This is a genomic window from Echinicola jeungdonensis, from assembly GCF_030409905.1.
Taxonomy (GTDB): Bacteria; Bacteroidota; Bacteroidia; order Cytophagales; family Cyclobacteriaceae; genus Echinicola; species Echinicola jeungdonensis.
Map to the genome: position 1 here is coordinate 1,164,761 of NZ_JAUFQT010000001.1, position 17,058 is coordinate 1,181,818.

15 protein-coding genes are annotated in these 17,058 nt (G+C 41.2%); 4 read left to right on the forward strand and 11 right to left on the reverse strand.

The window, feature by feature from the left end; all coding sequences use genetic code 11:
- Positions 1 to 37: 37 nt before the first annotated feature.
- Both glpK and QWY93_RS04960 read right to left on the reverse strand, forming a co-directional pair.
- Positions 38 to 1,552: a glycerol kinase GlpK gene (gene glpK, locus QWY93_RS04955; RefSeq protein ID WP_290247067.1), complete on the reverse strand. Its 1,515-nt coding sequence runs from the start codon at positions 1,550 to 1,552 to the stop codon at positions 38 to 40.
- Positions 1,539 to 3,122, reverse strand: coding sequence for a glycerol-3-phosphate dehydrogenase/oxidase (locus QWY93_RS04960; protein ID WP_290247068.1), 1,584 nt, complete (start codon positions 3,120 to 3,122; stop codon positions 1,539 to 1,541). Before QWY93_RS04960 ends, glpK begins: the two co-directional genes overlap by 14 nt.
- A 76-nt stretch (positions 3,123 to 3,198) precedes the next feature.
- Here QWY93_RS04960 and QWY93_RS04965 point away from each other — a divergent pair, with 76 nt between their 5' ends.
- Positions 3,199 to 4,011, forward strand: coding sequence for a DeoR/GlpR family DNA-binding transcription regulator (locus QWY93_RS04965; protein WP_290247069.1), 813 nt, complete (start codon positions 3,199 to 3,201; stop codon positions 4,009 to 4,011).
- Between the two features lie 29 nt (positions 4,012 to 4,040).
- Here the strand turns inward: QWY93_RS04965 and QWY93_RS04970 are convergent, their stop codons facing one another.
- Positions 4,041 to 4,415 (reverse strand): co-chaperone GroES, encoded by a 375-nt coding sequence (locus tag QWY93_RS04970; RefSeq protein ID WP_290247070.1) that lies wholly within the window; start codon positions 4,413 to 4,415, stop codon positions 4,041 to 4,043.
- Between the two features lie 107 nt (positions 4,416 to 4,522).
- Positions 4,523 to 6,460, reverse strand: a complete 1,938-nt coding sequence (gene dnaK / locus QWY93_RS04975) for a molecular chaperone DnaK (RefSeq protein WP_290247071.1) — start codon at positions 6,458 to 6,460, stop codon at positions 4,523 to 4,525.
- A 448-nt stretch (positions 6,461 to 6,908) separates the two neighbouring features.
- On the opposite strand from dnaK, the gene QWY93_RS04980 reads away from it, so the two are divergent.
- Entirely contained in the window at positions 6,909 to 7,703 is a 795-nt protein-coding gene (locus QWY93_RS04980) for an MOSC domain-containing protein (protein WP_290247072.1), read from the forward strand.
- A 62-nt stretch (positions 7,704 to 7,765) separates the two neighbouring features.
- Here the strand turns inward: QWY93_RS04980 and hemE are convergent, their stop codons facing one another.
- From hemE to truA, 6 genes are all read right to left on the reverse strand, one after another.
- The gene (hemE, locus tag QWY93_RS04985; protein ID WP_290247073.1) at positions 7,766 to 8,815 is read right to left on the reverse strand and encodes a uroporphyrinogen decarboxylase; all 1,050 of its coding nucleotides are present in this window, start codon (positions 8,813 to 8,815) and stop codon (positions 7,766 to 7,768) included.
- A gap of 123 nt (positions 8,816 to 8,938) precedes the next feature.
- Entirely contained in the window at positions 8,939 to 9,457 is a 519-nt protein-coding gene (locus QWY93_RS04990) for a hypothetical protein (protein WP_290247074.1), read from the reverse strand.
- A gap of 150 nt (positions 9,458 to 9,607) precedes the next feature.
- On the reverse strand, positions 9,608 to 10,120 hold the full coding sequence (locus QWY93_RS04995; RefSeq protein WP_290247075.1) for a hypothetical protein: 513 nt from the start codon (positions 10,118 to 10,120) through the stop codon (positions 9,608 to 9,610).
- Positions 10,121 to 10,145: 25 nt separating this feature from the next.
- Positions 10,146 to 10,703 (reverse strand): hypothetical protein, encoded by a 558-nt coding sequence (locus QWY93_RS05000; RefSeq protein WP_353959620.1) that lies wholly within the window; start codon positions 10,701 to 10,703, stop codon positions 10,146 to 10,148.
- A gap of 86 nt (positions 10,704 to 10,789) precedes the next feature.
- Positions 10,790 to 12,562: an ABC transporter ATP-binding protein gene (locus tag QWY93_RS05005; protein WP_290247076.1), complete on the reverse strand. Its 1,773-nt coding sequence runs from the start codon at positions 12,560 to 12,562 to the stop codon at positions 10,790 to 10,792.
- Positions 12,559 to 13,332 carry a tRNA pseudouridine(38-40) synthase TruA gene (truA, locus tag QWY93_RS05010; RefSeq protein ID WP_290247077.1) on the reverse strand — a complete coding sequence of 258 codons (774 nt, stop codon included), beginning with the start codon at positions 13,330 to 13,332 and terminating at the stop codon, positions 12,559 to 12,561. The genes QWY93_RS05005 and truA overlap by 4 nt, the downstream gene beginning before the upstream one ends.
- Positions 13,333 to 13,440: 108 nt before the next feature.
- Between truA and QWY93_RS05015 the strand changes: the two genes are divergently transcribed.
- Together QWY93_RS05015 and QWY93_RS05020 are read left to right on the forward strand one after the other, a co-directional pair.
- Positions 13,441 to 13,920, forward strand: a complete 480-nt coding sequence (locus QWY93_RS05015) for a DUF4293 domain-containing protein (RefSeq protein WP_290247078.1) — start codon at positions 13,441 to 13,443, stop codon at positions 13,918 to 13,920.
- 170 nt (positions 13,921 to 14,090) lie between these two features.
- Entirely contained in the window at positions 14,091 to 15,191 is a 1,101-nt protein-coding gene (locus QWY93_RS05020) for a trans-sulfuration enzyme family protein (RefSeq protein ID WP_290247079.1), read from the forward strand.
- A 295-nt stretch (positions 15,192 to 15,486) separates the two neighbouring features.
- On the opposite strand, the gene QWY93_RS05025 is transcribed toward QWY93_RS05020, so the two are convergent.
- Complete coding sequence (locus QWY93_RS05025; protein WP_290247080.1) at positions 15,487 to 17,025, reverse strand: YifB family Mg chelatase-like AAA ATPase; 1,539 nt, start codon at positions 17,023 to 17,025, stop codon at positions 15,487 to 15,489.
- Between the last annotated feature and the right edge of the window lie 33 nt (positions 17,026 to 17,058).

A 17,058-nucleotide genomic window follows, 5' to 3' on the forward strand; every position in this document is an offset into this window, starting at 1 on the left:
TGCCTAATTCAAAACCAAGATGGATTCCAAAGAAAAATCATAAGGGGTTATCCTCCTCAATCCATTCCCTGGATCGCTCTACCGCCTTGTGCCAATAGTGCAATTTCTTTTCCCTTATCTTTTGATCCATTTGGGGATAAAAGGCGGCTCCTTCCCCCCAGAGGCCTTCCAGTTCCTCAATGCTATCCCAATAGCCTATGGCAAGACCTGCCAGATAGGCTGCCCCTAATGCGGTAGTTTCTGTATATTTAGGTTTTCTAATGGCCCCCCTGATAAGGTCAGCCTGAAACTGCATCAAAAAGTTATTCCTGGAAGCTCCCCCATCCACTCTTAATTCTAAGGTCCTTTCATTCGAATCTCTTTCCATAGCTTTTAAAACATCATAAACCTGAAAAGCAATAGCCTCCAAGCCAGCCCTAACCAGATGTGCTTTGGTAGTTCCGCGGGTCAAACCAAAGAATGTCCCCCGGGCTTCCTGGTCCCAATAGGGAGCTCCAAGCCCAGTAAGTGCCGGAACAAAATATACTCCATCATTGTCAGGAATGCTGGTGGCCAAATCTTCACTTTCGGAGGAATGGCCAAATAAGCCAACCTCATCCCTCAACCATTGGATAGCTGACCCACCAACAAAAACACTTCCTTCCAAAGCGTATTGCACCTCATCCCCAATTTGCCAGGCTACTGTTGTGAGCAATTGATTTTCGGATTTCACTGGTTTATCTCCTGTGTTCATTACCAAGAAACAACCTGTACCGTATGTGGTTTTTGCCATCCCTTGCTGGACACATAATTGACCAAATAATGCAGCTTGCTGGTCTCCGGCAATCCCGGCTACAGGTATTTTAGCCGACAGGATATCACCTGCGGTTTCACAATAAATTTCTGAGCTGGATTTAACTTGGGGCAAAATAGATTTTGGTATATCAAATAGTTCCAAGAGCTCATCGTCCCACCGTTTTTCATGGATATTGAAAAGCATTGTCCTACTGGCATTGGTAATATCGGTAATATGCTCTTTGCCATTACTTAATTTCCAAATCAACCAACTATCTACCGTTCCAAAGCAGATATCCCCTTTTTCTGCTTTGACCCTTGCCCCATCCACTTTATCCAGTATCCATTTGATTTTTGTAGCCGAAAAATAAGCATCGATTACAAGACCGGTTTTTTCATTGATCTTTTCCGAAAGCCCTTGTTTTTTAAGTTCATTACAGTACCCTGAATTCCTCCTATCTTGCCATACAATGGCTGGATAAAGAGGCTTTCCCGTATTTCTGTCCCAAAGGATGGTTGTTTCTCGTTGATTGGTGATCCCTAATGCGGCAATCTGGGATGGGCGAATCTCGGCCAAGGTAATCACCTCCAAAATTACCGATGCCTGTGAGGTCCAAATTTCCACAGGGTCATGTTCCACCCAACCTGATTTGGGAAAATATTGTTTGAAGTTTTTATGGGCTTTGGCTACCGCTTGTCCCTTTTTATCAAATAGTATTGCTCTCGAACTTGTCGTTCCTTGGTCTAAGGCTAAAATGTAATCGTTAATTTGGGTCATATTTTTTGACTTTAATGAAATATTTCTTGGCTATCTTATTAAAATCTTCAAGTTCTTCTTTCACCCAGGAATCTTCCAGGCCTATTTCAGCTGCCATCACTTCAGCCACTTTTGGAGCTGCTTCGAGGGCAGCTTTGGCGTCCAGGATCAAAAGCCTTATCCTGCGGGAAAGGATATCCTCCAATTTTATGGCCATTTCCTCCCTTATTGCCCAAATTACTTCTGCAAAAGTAAAGGGGTATTGGGGGTGAAGTTTTTCCCCTAATTCAGGGCTATCTTTTATCAACTTTTGGATACTGGTGGCCTTTATTCCATACCCCCCCAAATGCCCAGGCAATTGTCGATGGGTATATCCCCAAATTTTGATTTTGCTGGAGGTACTTTCCCCCGGACTGGTACCGGTTATTTTTTTAAAATAATCCACGGTATCTTCTCCCATTTTTCGGAAAGTAGTCCATTTTCCCCCAGTAAGGGTCACCAATTTGGAGGATGAAACCCAAATTTTATGGTGCCTGGATATTTCCTTTGATTTGGCATTTGGTTCCTGTGGTGCAGCCAATGGCCGCATTCCCGCAAAAACCGAAAGGACATCTCTTCTGGTTGGCGTCCTTTCCAAATACATTCCAGCACTATGGAGAATGAAATCAATTTCCCTGGAAAGGGCCTCTGGCTCCAATCTGGCTTTCTTCCTTATAGTATCTGTAGTACCTACAATCAACTTCCCCTGCCAGGGAACAATAAACAGCACCCTACCATCCTTAGTTTTGGGAATCAAAATAGCATCTTTTCCTCCCAAAAATGATGGATCCAAAACCAAATGAATCCCCTGACTTGGCCGAATCCGAGCTTTCATTTCCATTTGATCCAATTTAATAATTTTATCCACAAAAATCCCTGTGGCATTCACCACCATTTTAGCTTTGGTTAAAAAAGTTTGTTGGTTTACCTGGTCTTTACCTTTCAAACCAATTATTTCCCCTTCCTTGTTTTTGATCAAGCCTGTGATTTTATAATAGTTCAGTACACAGCCCCCAAGGCTATCACAAGTTTGGGCAATATTTAAGGCCAGTCGGGCATCGTCAAATTCACCATCATAATATACTATTCCCCCAAGCAGGCCCTCTTTCTTAATATTTGAAATTTTTTGGATGGTTTCCTCTTTGGAAATGAAATGGGAACTCCCCAAACTCAAACTTCCAGACATCCAATCATAAATTTTCAGCCCCAAATAATACCTTATTTTAGCCCTCCAGGAATAAATTGGAATAATAAAAGCCTGAACTTTTGTCAAATGGGGAGCATTTTTTAAAAGCCTTCCCCGCTCCCTCAATGCTTCCCAGACCAAAAAAACATCTCCTTGGGCCAAGTACCTGACTCCGCCATGCACCAATTTGGTACTTCGGCTGGAAGTCCCCTTGGCAAAATCTGATTCTTCAAAAAGCACCACTTTCAACCCTCTGGAAAGTGCATCTAAGGCCACACCTAACCCGGAAGCCCCACCACCAATGACGGCAATATCCCAAGCCTCCTTTTGAGCTGCCAATCGCCTTAAGTTATCCTCCCTATCCATTTGGTCACAAATTGATATATAAAGTAATATAAAATGAGATTTTAAGAAAATTTGGGATTAAAAATGGATTAATTCAATGGACCTCGTCATTTTAATAAAAGAAATTATTATTTTCAGTATCAACATGAATACTACTGAACGTCAACATCTAATACTTGAAAGATTACAAAATGGAGGTCATCTTGATGAAGAAGAATTGGCCAAGCTTTTTGACGTTTCTACCAGAACCATCCGAAAGGATTTAAAAAAATTGGAGGAACTGGGTTTATTCCATTTTCCCCAAATGGGGTATAATTCAACCCTGTCAAATTTCAATGACACCCCTTTTCTTGGGAATGAGATAGTCAATATTGAGGAAAAACAAAAAATTGCCCAAAGAGCCATCCATTTTCTAAATGAAGATGATGCCATTATTCTGGGTGCAGGAACTACAATTTTGGCATTTGCCCAGGCCATTCCAAAAAATTTCCAATTGACCGTATTATCTGCAGCAATGGACATTTCCATGGAACTTATCAGCAAACCTAAAATTGAAATTGTTCAGTTGGGGGGATTGGTAAGGAGGAGAAATGCATCGGTGCTGGGGCCTCATGCAGTAGAGATGATGCGTCATTTCGCCTGTAACAAATTATTTCTTAGTGCAGATGGAATCAGCTTGGAGTATGGCCTGTCCACTTCCAATCTAATGGAAGCACACCTCAGTTCCCGGATGATCCGCTCTGTACAAAAGACCATCATTCTGGCAGATTCCAGTAAGTTTAATAAAAGGAGCTTCGGGAAAATTTGTGAACTGGTGGAGGATATCGACCAGATTATCACGGACCAGAAGCTTTCCACTCATATTTTTCATCAGTTGGAGGACAAAGGCATTGAAGTCACCTTAGTCTGAAGCATTTCTCCATCAATAAAAAAGGAGCCTTAAAGCTCCTCTTCTCTTTCCAACATCAAAATGGCGTTTTGGGAAACAATAAAATATTTTTCCCCTTCATAAATCACCTCATGGGCACCTGTCAGTAAAAATATTGCCAGATCACCCTCTTTTGCCTGCAAAGGCACATATTTGATGCTTTCATCTTTTTCCTTCCAAGGTTCATCATCTTCCACAGGAACCGGAATGGGATAACCAGGCCCTGCTTTGATAATATACCCTTGCTGGACTTTTTCCTTTTCCTGAACTCCCGGAGGAAGATATAGCCCGCTGGAAGTCTTATCATTGGCCTTTTTGGGTTTGATCAGAACCCGGTCTCCGACCACTAACAGTTTTTTCAGTTTGTTATCTTCTGATATCCTCATAATATTCTTGGCTTAAATGGCCTGAAAAATTTACCTTGTCTTATTAATAGAAAAAGGCATCCCGTCACCGAGATGCCTTTGTATTGCTAAGAAGATCCCGAAGAAAATTATTTTTTATCTTCTTCGTTTACTTCTTCATAATCCACGTCGGATACACCGTCTCCGGAAGAACCGGAAGCTTGATCTCCAGAAGCTTGTCCACCTCCTGCAGCGCCGGCACCTGCAGCGCCTTCTCCTTGAGTGGCATTGTACATTTCAGTAGAGGCTGCTTCCCAAGCTTTGTTCAACTCCTCAATTGCAGGAGTGATTTCGGCAAGGTTTTGTGATTTATGAGCTTCTTTTAGTTTTTCCAAAGCACCATTGATGGTAGTTTTGTTTCCATCAGAAAGTTTGTCACCAAACTCCTTCAATTGCTTTTCAGTTTGGAAAATCAAGCTATCTGCTTGGTTAAGCTTCTCAATTTTCTCTTTTTCTTCTTTATCGGCAGCAGCATTAGCTTCTGCTTCCTTCTTCATTTTTTCGATTTCTTCTTCTGACAATCCGGAAGAAGATTCGATCTTAATTTTCTGCTCTTTACCGGTTCCTTTGTCTTTGGCGGAAACATGAAGGATACCGTTGGCATCAATATCGAAAGTCACTTCAATTTGAGGAACTCCTCTCGGTGCAGGCGGAATATCGCTCAACTGGAACCTTCCGATACTTCTGTTGTCTTTGGCCAATGGCCTTTCACCTTGCAATACGTGGATATCCACTGCAGGTTGGTTATCAGCAGCTGTAGAGAACACCTCTGACTTTTTGGAAGGGATGGTCGTATTGGCTTCAATGAGTTTGGTGAATACACCTCCCATAGTTTCAATACCCAAAGAAAGTGGTGTCACATCCAACAACAATACATCTTTCACTTCTCCAGTCAACACCCCACCTTGGATGGCAGCACCAATGGCTACAACCTCATCAGGGTTCACACCTTTGGAAGGTTTCTTACCGAAGAATTTCTCTACTTCTTCCTGAATTTTTGGAATACGGGTAGAACCACCTACCAAGATTACCTCATCAATATCACCTGCAGACAAACCTGCATCTGACAAGGCTTTTTGGCAAGGCTCCATAGATCGTTTCACCAGACCTTCTGACAGTTGTTCAAACTTCGCTCTTGACAAATTTCTTACCAAGTGCTTAGGTCCTGATTGGGTAGCAGTGATATAAGGCAGGTTGATTTCTGTAGAAGAAGAGCTTGACAATTCAATTTTGGCTTTCTCAGCAGCTTCTTTTAGCCTTTGAAGCGCCATTGGATCATCCTTCAGATTGATATCTTCCTCTGATTTAAATTCATCAGCCAGCCAGTCAATGATTACCTGGTCAAAGTCATCACCACCCAAGTGAACATCACCATTGGTTGATTTTACTTCAAATACACCATCACCTAACTCAAGAATAGAAATGTCAAAGGTACCACCTCCAAGGTCATACACTGCGATTTTCATATCCTGGTTTTTCTTATCCATACCATAAGCCAACGCTGCAGCTGTAGGCTCATTGATGATTCTCTTCACATCCAACCCGGCAATTTGTCCTGCTTCCTTAGTCGCTTGACGTTCTGCATCATTAAAATAAGCTGGTACTGTAATCACTGCTTCAGTAACTTCTTGTCCCAAGAAGTCTTCTGCTGTGGTCTTCATTTTTTGAAGAATCATAGCAGAAAGCTCCTGAGCTGTATAGGAACGTTCACCGATTTTGATGACTACCGTATCGTTAGCCCCTTGATCTACCTTATAAGATGCATGTTTTTTCTCATCAGAAACCTCAGAGAATTTTTTCCCCATGAATCTCTTTACGGAAGAAACGGTATTGGCAGGGTTGGTGATCGCTTGTCTCTTGGCTGGATCCCCTACTTTTCGCTCACCATTTCCATTGTCCAAAAATGCAACAATTGATGGCGTCGTTCTTCTTCCTTCACTGTTTTGGATTACCACTGGCTCGTTACCCTCCATTACGGCAACGCAGGAGTTTGTGGTACCCAAGTCTATACCAATAATTTTTCCCATAACGTTTATTATATTTCTTTTGCTGTTTCCAATTGATTACTCGAAATCATAGTTATCAACTCATGTGCCAAGTAGTTTCTTCGCCTTTTCCGTGCCAGATTGGCAGAATTTATGACACTTCCTCAAATTGCACCAAGGAAAAAACTGCCAATTCTTATTTTTACTGGCAAAAAAAGAAGATTATTAGGGCCTCCTCTCATCCCTCTATGGACAAATAAAAAACTTCCGCTGCCACTCCAATGATTATTAATGTCCCTATAACAATAAATTTTTCAGGATAATTTATGGCGTCCTTCAACTCTTGGACATTTATTCCATAAGGCAGGGATTTCTTTCATCCCAATCCGGAAAGCTAAGCCCAACAAAACTCCAGTTGGGAAATTCCACCAATTAACATTTTTGACCTTTATTATTTATTTTTGGGTCCAAATAGGGAAAACTATTCAGCATGAAACTTCAGGACATATATATATATCCAATAAAATCTCTGGGAGGCATCCGTTTGGAACAGACTCAGGTTGGCATTAAGGGATTTCAGTGGGATCGCAGATGGATGCTTGTGGATGAAAACGGCCAGTTTTTGACCCAAAGGACCATTCATAAAATGGCCCTTTTGCAAGTACAATTAAGAGAAAAGGGGGTAGTTGTATTCCATAAACAAAAGCCCGAATTGTCCCTCCAAATCCCTTTAGAACCGGAAACACAGCATTTTATTCCTGTCACCGTCTGGAGCGATAAAGTCGAAGGCCAAATTGTCAGCCCAACTGCCAACCAATGGTTTTCTGAGTTTTTAGGACAGCCCTGCCAATTGGTTTTTATGCCTGATTTCATCCAAAGGAAGGTGGATCCAGATTATGCAGTAAATGGGGAAACTGTAGGTTTTGCTGATGCCATGCCTTATTTGCTGATTGGCCAGGCCAGCCTCGATGACCTGAATTCAAAGTTAGGAAAACCTGTACCCATGGAGCGTTTCAGGCCCAACATGGTATTTTCAGGGGCTGAGCCTTTTGAGGAAGATACTTGGAAAGAAGTCGCCATTGGGGACTGCAAGTTTAAGGTAGCCAAACCTTGCGCCCGGTGTATACTGACTACGGTGGACCAAAATACTGGAATAAAGGGAAAGGAACCCTTAAAAACATTAGCCACTTATCGCACCAAAGATCAAAAAGTGCTTTTTGGGCAAAACTTGATTGCCTTGTCCACCGGCCAGGTAAAAGTGGGAGATCCCGTAATAAAGAAGTGAGATGGGAGAAATAAGATATTAGATAGGCCACTGATATCTTATTTCCCTCATCTCCCCCCTATTTAAACTTTTTCTGTTCTTAATTTAGCACTGTAAGCCTTTACAGTTTCTACAAATACCTTTACTTTTTCAGCATTGGTGTCAGGGTAAACCCCATGCCCAAGGTTGGCAATATGCCTTCCGCTACCAAACTGATCCAACATTCTTTTTGTGGCAGCTTCTATTTGCTTAGCGGATCCATATAGTACTGCAGGATCAAGGTTTCCTTGTAAGGTTTTATTTGGACCGACCAATCTCCTGGACTCTTCGATTCCCATATTCCAATCTAAACCAATGGTTTCACAGTTTAAGTCCCCCATATCCTTTCGGGCAAAGAAAGCACCTTTGGCAAATACGGTAACAGGAACTTCATTAATGGCATCACATATTTGTGAAATATATTTCAAGGAAAATTCCCGGTATTGATCTGGCGGCAAAATTCCCGCCCAGCTATCAAAAACCTGGACAATATCCGCACCTGCTGCAATTTGTGCTTTTAGGTATTTGATAGTGGACTGGGTGATCATACCCAGCAGTTGATGGGCAGCTTCCGGCTCAGTATATAGCATTGCCCTTGCTTTGGAGAAGGTTTTGCTACCTGCTCCCTCCACCATATAGGCAAAAATGGTCCAGGGAGCTCCGGCAAACCCGATTAATGGCACTCTTCCATCCAATTCTTTTTTGGTAATTTTTATGGCTTCAAGCACATAGCCCAGATCCTCCTCAACATTGGCCACCTTAATTTTATTAAGGTCGGATACTTTCCGAATGGTCTCAGGGAACCGAGGCCCCTTTTTTTCGACCATTTCATAAGGAAGGCCCATGGCTTCAGGGATTACCAAAATATCCGAAAAAATGATGGCCGCATCCACACCCAAAATATCAACTGGCTGGATAGTCACTTCAGCAGCCAACTCTGGGGTTTGGGCCAATTCAATAAATCCACTTACACTATTTCGTACTTCCCGATATTCAGGCAAAATCCTGCCTGCCTGGCGCATCAACCAAACCGGCGTTCTTTCAACTTGTTCACCTCGGGCAGCTCTTAATAATAAATCATTTTTCAATTGCATGGGGCAAAGATAATTGATGAGATTCAATAATACGCAATGGATGAGGCAAATGGATTAGAGATGACGCAAAAAAGCCATCCCATTTTTGAAGGATGGCTTTTGAATCAATTATCTAATTATTGATTAATTTCTTCTAACGAAGTCTTCATCTGTAAGGCCAAGCATTTTGGTTACGGCTTCATAGTTCTGGAAGTCCATTCTGGCGTCCACATTGTCTGCAGGCACTACTATTACTCTAAAAACCTGATTTTGGGTCCATTCATCACCTAATATGGCAAAATCAATGGTTCCATCTAAAAATATCCTGACATCCAAATCAGTAAAATCAAAATTGTATTGCAATACCCCTTCTTCAAAATAAATATTTTGAGGAATCAATCGCCAAATAGGGTCCTCTCCCGCAGGAGACCATTTGATATAGACTAATGTTACATCATAAGGGAATACATCAAATCCGTATTCCTCAATCAGCTCATAATTATTGCCTTCATTGAAGTCAACTTCTATTTCAAATGCACTTCCAACGAAAATCCCACCATCTTCACCTGGAGGACCTTCGGGTCCCTGCGGACCTACAGGGCCTTCACATCCCTGAAAGGCCATTACGATAGCTACAAAAACAAATACAATCAACTTCTTCATAACAGGTGGGTTTATAATGAAAATCAATCTTTTTGAAAGGCTTTCCCCAATTTTATTAGGGAGTTCCTTTATTACATATTTTATTCTTCAATCAACTAAATAACTAAAATCATACCAAAAATTAATAAAAAAACTTGCCCCGCCTAAATTCTATTTTTCAAGCGGTGCAATTACTTCTACAGAATCCTCCGCTAACAAACGATCAATATAAATACCCTGGGTATTCAAGCCTTTATTTTCAGCATAATCTTCAATATCCTTTTTTATTTTCTTAGGTCTGGACATTACAAAACGGTGACCTGTAACAGTGGCAATAATAGCCTTATCGGCCTTTATTTCCACTAATTCCCAGGCGGAATCACTTTCACTTCCCCAGTAGTCCAGCCCTACAAAAACCTGCATGGTATCCAATTTTCCAGCCGGTTCTATTTTATAAATGGTATGCATGGTGGCTTTGGGATTTCTTTCCAGAACAGCTTCCACCTCCTGAAAGGAAGTCTTCAAGCCTTTATCCTGGGGCGTTCCCCTATAGGTCAAACCATATAGCTTTATCTCCTCCAAAGGTTTTACCGTATAATTTACCGGATTAAAACCTCCCAAATAATAAAAAGCCACTAAACCGGCAAATCCTACTATTAGGATGGCAATTATTGCTTTTTTCATATTAATTAAAAGATATACCTGGCTCCTATTCCCCCTGGAGTTTGACATGGCCTGGGCGATCCACCACTTCCATAAACAATCCAATTTCCGCAAATATATTTACAGGGTAGTCTTCCAAGTAGTATTCCACTCCCCCATAGGCTTCAGGGCCAAAATCAAAATTATTCCTACTTTCATATAAAGGAGTGGTCTCCCCGGTTTCCCGGTAAACATACTCTACATTTACACTTCGCAATTGGAACCCAGCTCCTCCATAAGCCAAAAGCTTTCCTTCTGTAATGTCAAATTCAGGGGTTACATCCTCATTATAAGCCACCCTTCCGTGGAGTGACAAGGCACCACCAGCACTGTTGCCCATATAAAAAGCCCCTGGGGTAGGTTTGTTACTTTCAAAAACCCTGCGGTAATAAGCGGTACTATTTGAACTCCCCCTTCCTACAATTCCCTCAAGGGAAAAATTTTCGTCCACAAACATCTTATAGGTCACGCCTAAGGGTTCTCCCAACCGTAACCCAATGGATCGTTCCTGGGAATAAGCCAGTAATGGCAAGCTCAGCATTACAAAGAGCAGCAATTTTTTCATAAATGATAGATGGTTTATAGCTTTTTAACGAGGCAAAAATACGCACTATTGCTTAATGAAATCCATACTTGATACAGCATTTTTATTTAGCTCACCATGGACTTTTTTTGCATTTGATGTAACTGGGAATAATACCCCTCTTTATCCAACAATTCTTCATGGGTTCCCATTTCTTTAACCTCTCCTTTATGGAGTAAAATGATGTTATTGGCTTTTTGAATAGTACTCAGTCTATGGGCGATGACTATAGAGGTCCTTCCCCTCATCATTTTATCGATGGCATCCTGGATCAATTCCTCGGTTTCTGTATCTACGGAAGAAGTGGCTTCATCCAAAATCAATATTTCAGGATTATATACCATGGCCCTGACAAAGGATATTAATTGACGCTGCCCAACCGATAGGGTAGCCCCTCTTTCCATTACATTATAATCAAGCCCTCCGGGTAACCTCTCAATAAATTTTTTGGCACCTACCAGCTCAGCTGCCTCCATAACCTGTTCCCGGCTGATATCTTTATTACCCAGGGTAATGTTGTAGTAAATGGAGTCGGAAAAAAGAAAGACATCCTGCAGGACCACACCGATGTGCTTTCTCAAAGTACTTAACTCATAATCACGGATATCCTCCCCGTCAATATTGATGACTCCTTTATTAATATCATAAAAACGGCTGATCAGGTTAATAATTGAGGACTTTCCTGCACCTGTTGCCCCTACCAAGGCAACAGTTTCCCCATGTTTTACTTTAAAATTAATATCCCTCAATACCCACTCATCACCATTGTAGGCAAACCAAACATTTTTAAGGGCAATATTTCCCTTAATTTTTTCAGGTTGCAACTTTCCTTCATTGGGAATATGCTCATCATTATCCATTATTTTAAATAATCTGGAGGAACTCACTACACCCATTTGAAGTGTATTAAAGCGGTCTGCAAGCATTCGCACTGGACGGAAAAACATCTGCAGGTACATGATAAAGGAAATCAAAACCCCTACTTTAAGATCCAGACCAAACACCCCGGTGGCCCCGTACCAAACAACCAACCCAATGCCAATGGCCTGAATGATTTCTGCTACTGGATAATAAATGGAATAATATAAAACGGATCTAATGTTAGCCTTTTTATGGTCCCGGTTGATGGCTTCAAATTTCTCATACTCCCGTTTTTCCCTGTTAAAAATCTGAACAATGCTCATCCCAGTGATATGTTCCTGCAAAAAGGAATTTAGATTGGAAACAGCGTTTCGGACATCATTGAAAGAGACCTTTACTTTTTCTTTGAATATATAAGTGGAAATGATCAAAAGTGGAAGGGTGCTCAAACTTACCAGCGTAAGTTTCCAGTTCACATAAAACATTACTCCCAATATGGTCACCAATTGAAGCAAATCCCCAATAATGGCGGCAAGCCCTTCACTGAAAACATTGGAAAGGGTTTCAATATCGGAAATATTTCTGGTCACCAATCGGCCAATTGGAGTATTATCAAAAAATTTCAAGCGCATCTTCAGAAGATGCCTATATAGTTTTATCCTGATATCCCTGATAATTACCTGTCCTATCCAGCCGGACAAAAAAGTATGTGCCCATTGGACCAAAGCCTGGAGGACCAACAACCCCACCAATAAATAAATAATCTTCACCAATCCTTCCTGATCTCCAAGAGCTACATAATCATCTATGGCAATTTGGATAAAATAAGGCCTACTGGGTGCCAATATTGCCAATGCTATGGTCAATAATATCAAAAAGTAAAACCTCCCCTTATAGGGCTTTACAAATTGATATAGTTTGCGTAAAACATGGGTATCAATGATATCCCCACTTTTGATATTTTCTTTATCCAGACTCAAAACGATTTCTTTCCTTTAAATATAGTTGCAGGATATTGGACAAAACTTAGAAATAATCCATGGGCGGGAGCAGCAGATCCAGCCAATCTCCTGTCTTTGCTGGTCAAAACTTTTTTAAATCCATCTAAATCAAGCTTTCCGGTACCCACTTCCACCAGCGTGCCAACTATGGCCCTGACCATTCCCCTTAAAAAACGGTTGGCCGTAATATGGAAAATCAAATGATGGCCTTTTTGTTCCCAAATTGCCCTTTTTATTTCACATTGGAAATGATTCACTTCCGTTTGAACTTTGCTGAAACATTCAAAATCCTTATGCAATAGCAATAATTGGGCAGCTTCGTTCATTCTTTCAATATCCAATTGGTAAAAACACAACCAAGACAGTTCTTCTTCAAACGGATTTTTTTGCAAAGAGATGTGATATTCATAACTTCTCCATATGGCATCAAATCGGGCATGGGCTTCTGGAATTACTTCTAATAGGTCATAAATAGCAATATCTTTTGGAAGGACAGCATTTACTTTTTTTAGAAATACCCCCTTATCCAAAATTTCCGGAAAATCAAAGTGAAGAAATTGTTGTTTTCCGTGAACTCCTGTATCCGTTCTCCCACTCCCCATTGTTTCAATTGGAGCCCTTAGTATGGTACTTAATGCCTTATTGATTTCTTCCTGAACCGAATTTGCATTGGCCTGGATCTGCCATCCATGATAGGCTGTCCCCTTATAGGCCAATTCCAGAAAATACCTGTATTGTTGTGTTTCCATCTGACTCACAAAGATACTATTCCATTGGAATTTAAGCGTGCATTATGCCTATTCCTTGCGAATATTCAAATTACCCCGTTTCTTTGTCAAAAGTTTTAAATTTTCACCATGATACAGCGCGTACAAACGATTTTCTTATTCCTAGTGGCCGTGGCCATGATATTGGCAACGTATTTCCCCATTTGGTCCCAAATAACTGAAGACCAAAGCCAGACTATAACTTTAACGGCTTGGAGCTTGACTCAGGTAGATATGGAATCCGGGGAAACCATTACCCAGAACAATACCTTTTATTTGGGCAGCCTTTCCATAGTTGCAGCATTGATTGCACTATTTAGCCTTTCACAGTTTAAAAACAGGACCAAACAGATGTTTTTAAATATGATTAATTCCATTGTCATGGTTATCAACCTGGGCCTGGTTGTTTATCTTACCTATACCTTTAATGCAGAACTCAACCTCACTGCAAGTGGCTCATTTTTGATCGGTTTTTATTGTATAGTACTGGCAATGGTATTTAACATTATTGCCAACCGATTTATAAGAAAAGATGAAATGCTGGTAAAATCTGTGGACCGGATCAGATAAAAATGCTCATTTTTACAAAAGCTGCCTACTTCTTAAAGGCAGCTTTTTTTGATTTCTGGATAAAATATTAAATTCTATTTTTTTACCTTCCTTATTCTGAAAGACTTTTAAAAAACCCGCTGTACAATTGCGGGTTTTAATCATTCATTATTCAATAAAACTCCCTTCCCATGAAATTTGAAACTTTAGCTATACATGGGGGCAACCTGGTAACCGACAGCCAAAAACCAGTCATACAGCCCATTACCCTTTCTACCACTTTTGAGCACCAAGGTGGCTCCATGTTGTATTCCAGGATCAATAACCCCAACAGGTTGGCACTGGAAAACCTGATGGCAAAAATTGAAATGGGAAGCGAAGGAGCAGCCTTTTCATCTGGCAATGCTGCCGCCATGTCGGTATTCCAAGCTTTACCTCATGGCAGCCATGTCATTGCCCCTGATGATATGTACCATGGGCTAAGGGCTCAACTGGAAGAAATTTTTGAAGACAAATTGGAAATCACTTTTACCGATCTCGCCAACCAGGAAAATTTTAAGGATAATATTCAACCCAATACCAAATTACTTTGGATGGAAACCCCTTCCAATCCTTTATTAAAAATTTGCCCCATTAATGTCCTTACTGCAATCGCCAAATTCAACAATATTGCCACTGTTTGTGACAACACTTTTGCCACTCCTGTTTTTCAACATCCATTAAAACTTGGGGCTGATATGGTCATGCATAGTGCCACCAAATACCTGGGTGGGCATAGTGACATTTTGGGAGGAATATTGGTAACAAAAGAACCCAATGAACTTTGGGGGAAAATTAGAAAAGTGCAAAGAATAGGTGGAGCCGTGATGGCACCCTGGGATTGTTACTTGTTAACCCGCTCATTGAAAACCCTGGCTTACCGGATGAAAGGCCATGCTGAACATGCCGGTATCATAGCTTCATTTTTGGATCAGCACCCTAAAGTTGAAAAGGTATATTACCCAGGGCTGGTCAATCATGAAGGCCATACTATCGCCCTTCAACAAATGTCAGGGTTCGGCGGGATCCTTTCATTTTTGATCAAAGGGGGAGCCAAAGAAGCAAACCGGGTAATTTCCCGGCTAAAATACTTTACAAATGCAACCAGTTTAGGGGGAGTGGAAAGCCTGATTGAAAGAAGGGCTGCTGTGGAAGGCCCCAATACCCCGACTCCTCCAAATTTGATCCGTGTCTCTGTGGGGCTTGAACATTTGGAAGATCTGTTGGAGGATTGGGAACAAGCTTTATCCTAGTTGGCATAAATAGAAAGCGGCCATCTTATTAAAAGTGGCCGCTTATTTTATTAACTGACTTTATTTAAAAAAGTGTGTTGAATAAGTTGGATGAGGTTTACTTATATGGGTGATCACAACTTTTGCTTGCAAAGAAAAACATAAGTTTTACTAATCACAAAGATATCACCTAAAAAAAGTACAATTTTTTTCAACTAAATAATTATATATAATTATTCTGGTTTTTTATTTATTTTGGATGTAGATACATTTAAAAAAAATACCTGTATTTTCCTATTTTTTCAAAATCAGTTATTTAACCTGCCCAAGCTTCGCGGTCCAAACTCCTGTACTGGATAGCTTCGGCCAAATGCTCCACTTTAATGTCTTCACTTTCTGCAAGGTCGGCAATGGTCCGTGAAACTTTTAGTATCCGATCATAAGCTCTGGCTGAAAGCCCCAATTTCTCCATGGCCGTTTTAAGCAAAACCTTTCCAGCTTCATTAATATGGCATACATCTTTCACCATATGAGAAGGCATCATAGCATTGCAGTAAATATTATTTTCCCCTTCAAACCTTTTCATCTGACGTTCCCTTCCTACTACAACTCTTTCACGGATGGATTTACTGTTCTCGGCTTTACGGGTGGCTGTCATCTCCTCAAATTTTACCGGAGTAACCTCCACATGGATATCTATCCGGTCCAATAATGGCCCGCTGACCTTGTTCAAGTACCGCTGTACCACCCCAGGTCCACAAACACACTCTTTCTCTGGGTGATTATAATACCCGCAAGGGCAGGGGTTCATACTTGCAATCAGCATAAAATTAGCAGGATAATCCACAGTTATCTTTGCCCGGGAAATGGTGACCCGCCTTTCCTCCAAGGGCTGTCTCATCACCTCCAACACCGTTCTTTTAAACTCCGGCAATTCATCCAAAAAAAGAACACCATGATGTGATAGGGAAATTTCCCCAGGCTGAGGGTTTCCTCCCCCTCCCACCAAGGCCACATCGCTGATGGTGTGATGAGGAGACCGGTAGGGGCGTTGGGCAATCAGTGCGGCATCCCTACCCAATCTACCTGCAACAGAGTGGATTTTGGTTGTTTCCAAAGCCTCCTGCAAGGTCAAGGGTGGCAAAATGGAAGGCAACCTTTTAGCAATCATCGTTTTCCCAGCACCTGGAGGCCCCACCATCACTACATTATGCCCTCCTGCTGCGGCAATTTCCATAGCCCTTTTAATATTTTCCTGTCCCTGGACATCAGCAAAGTCAAATTCGTAATCCTCCAAAGAATCGTAAAAAATATCCCGGGTATCAGATGCTGTGGGAGCAATATCTTTTTCACCTTCCAAAAATCCAATAGCCTCTTCCAAGGAATCCACCCCTATCACATCCAGGTTATTCACAATAGAGGCCTCTGAAGCATTAGCCTGAGGAAGGATAAATCCCTTAAATCCTCTTTTCCGCGCTTCAATAGCAATTGGCAATACCCCTTTAATAGGTCTTAACTGCCCATCCAGAGAAAGCTCACCCATAATGATATACTCCTCCAGTTCAGGAAATCCCACCTGCTCTGAGGCTTTAAGTATTCCAAGGGCTATTGGGAGGTCATAGGATGAACCTTCTTTTCGAATATCAGCAGGGGCCAAATTGACCACAACCTTTTGCCTGGGCATTCTGAATCCAAAATATTTCAATGCAGATTCCACCCTTTGTTGGCTTTCTTTTACTGCACTGTCGGGCAAACCGACCATATAAAAATTTGTCCCTTGCCCAACATTTACTTCAATTGTAATCAACTTGGCGTCAACGCCTGAAACAGAGCTTCCAAAAGTTTTTGCTACCATGTTAACTGTAATTATTACCAATTAAAAAAGGAA